The sequence below is a fragment of the Sphingorhabdus sp. genome (assembly GCF_041737645.1).
Lineage (GTDB): Bacteria > Pseudomonadota > Alphaproteobacteria > Sphingomonadales > Sphingomonadaceae > Sphingorhabdus_B.
This window is the reverse complement of record NZ_JBGSRI010000019.1, coordinates 1-1777: the sequence shown is the minus strand read 5'-3', so window position 1 is coordinate 1777 and position 1777 is coordinate 1. Positions and strand designations below refer to the sequence as shown.

The following is a 1777-nucleotide window of genomic DNA, read 5'->3' as shown; positions in this document are numbered from 1 at the left end:
CCAGGAACGTCGTAAGCTGGTCGCTCAAGTCGTCGTGCAGCGGGTCGGACTCGTGAAGCTCGGCGAACCAGGTCGCCAGCTTGCGCTCGGTATGACGGCCATCCCTGGGGTCTTCGTTCACATACTCGGCTGCGGTCATGTTACGGTAGCCGATGAATTTCGACGGGCCGAAATGCCAGTCGCCGTTTTCGTCGCGATGAGCATACCAGGCCCGCGCGTAGGCAAGCCGGGATTGGAGGTCGGCGCTCTTATCGAGCTCGGCTGGGAAACGCTTGATGTTGGCGACCACTTGGGCGGGCGTGGCAACGATGTTGGACATGGGATTACCTTCTACATGTTGTTCGTGAATAAAGTGCATATAGATAAATGGGACTTACTGTCAATTGCTCCGGTATAAAAAGCATAAAATAATTTTTGCTTCCAAAAGCGAGCGGTTTTGGAACAGTCTGGGCGGTGACGTAAAATCCACAACTTGCGTGTTCCAAAATACAGGCGCGAAAATCGGCTAGGCGCGTGTCTCAACTGACGATCAGAACCCGGACTTTCAGCGCAACGCCCTGACGGCTGCCGACTGAGTGGAAATCTACATCGATCAAATATCGGATGCAGTGACTCCAAGACGCATCGCCATCTCGGCCAAATTATCATTAAACGAGTGGTTCAAATTGGCGATGGCCGAATCCCGTCCGGGATTCTGATGGCCAGCATGACAGGCGTTCGGCTGTCAGTTCGCAGGTCTGGGGTGATGCCCGTTCGGTGCATTTCACCCCGATCAGCATGAGCCAAGGCCCAGTTCTGGGCCGCTTTTGGCTCATGTGAAGATGGTGCCCCCGGCCCGTGTCGAACGGGCGCTCCTTGAATAAGACTATTAACGCCCAGAGTGCCAGCGGCACGGCGGCTCGAAGACGCGGACATAGGGGCTGCTAGAGGCTCGGCGCATCCTTAATCCCATGCCCGCTTGGCGAAATTCCCAATCGAGAAGCACCAGCGGTGCATTGGCAATCTCGCAGAAGGTGGGTTGAAAGCACAAGCACAGTTTCGGCGCTTCCGGGCCGGTCGCTCCATTTCCGAAACCGCGCTCACGCTAGCGTTTGGGGCGGGTCTGGTTCGCCTTGATCGACTGCGCGGCCCTTGCCGTGGCTTCCTGCTTGTCGATTTCAGCGTCCATTTCGGTGTGCATAGCATCCCATCCGCCGATGCCTATCAACACGCGGTCGGCGTGTTTGATGGTGTTTACATGGCCATAATGCTGTTCGATCATTTTGACCGAAGTGCCCATTTGCTGGGCGAGGATATAGACATCGACTCCTGCGGAGAGCCTGAACGTCGCATAGGTGTGGCGGAAGCAATAGGTGGTTCGTGGAATACCGCTCGGCCCGTCGCGCAGACTGGCGTATTTCAGCAGCTCCTCGACGGTATCGCGATATAGCCAGACAGCGGGTTTGCCATTGATGATGGTGAACACTGCATCATCGGGCTTGGTGGCTTTGGACTGTGCGCGGACGCGATCAAGATAGTCGCCGACACTTTTGGGCGCGATCAGATTGCGCTCTTTGCCCTTGCCCTGGACATAAATCACCAGAATGTCAGTGCCGTCTTTGTCCTTGGCTTTGGTGATGTCGCGCCACCGCAAGTTCTTCGCCTCGGGCGGTCGCATCCCCGTGTTGCACATGACGAGGATGAAATTGTAGCACATCTGGCGATACCAGATGCCCTGCGGGGTCGTGGCTTCCTTCATCCATTTGCGGCCCACACTGTGCAGCTTGCGATACTCCTC

2 protein-coding genes are annotated in these 1777 nt (G+C 56.4%); both read right to left on the bottom strand.

Going from position 1 to position 1777, the window contains the following annotated elements:
- The coding region (locus ACEW72_RS02415) for a hypothetical protein (RefSeq protein ID WP_373474787.1) at positions 1-319 on the bottom strand (319 nt) is incomplete at its 3' end.
- Between the two features lie 765 nt (positions 320-1084).
- The coding region (locus tag ACEW72_RS02410) for a tyrosine-type recombinase/integrase (protein WP_373474786.1) at positions 1085-1777 on the bottom strand (693 nt) is incomplete at its 5' end.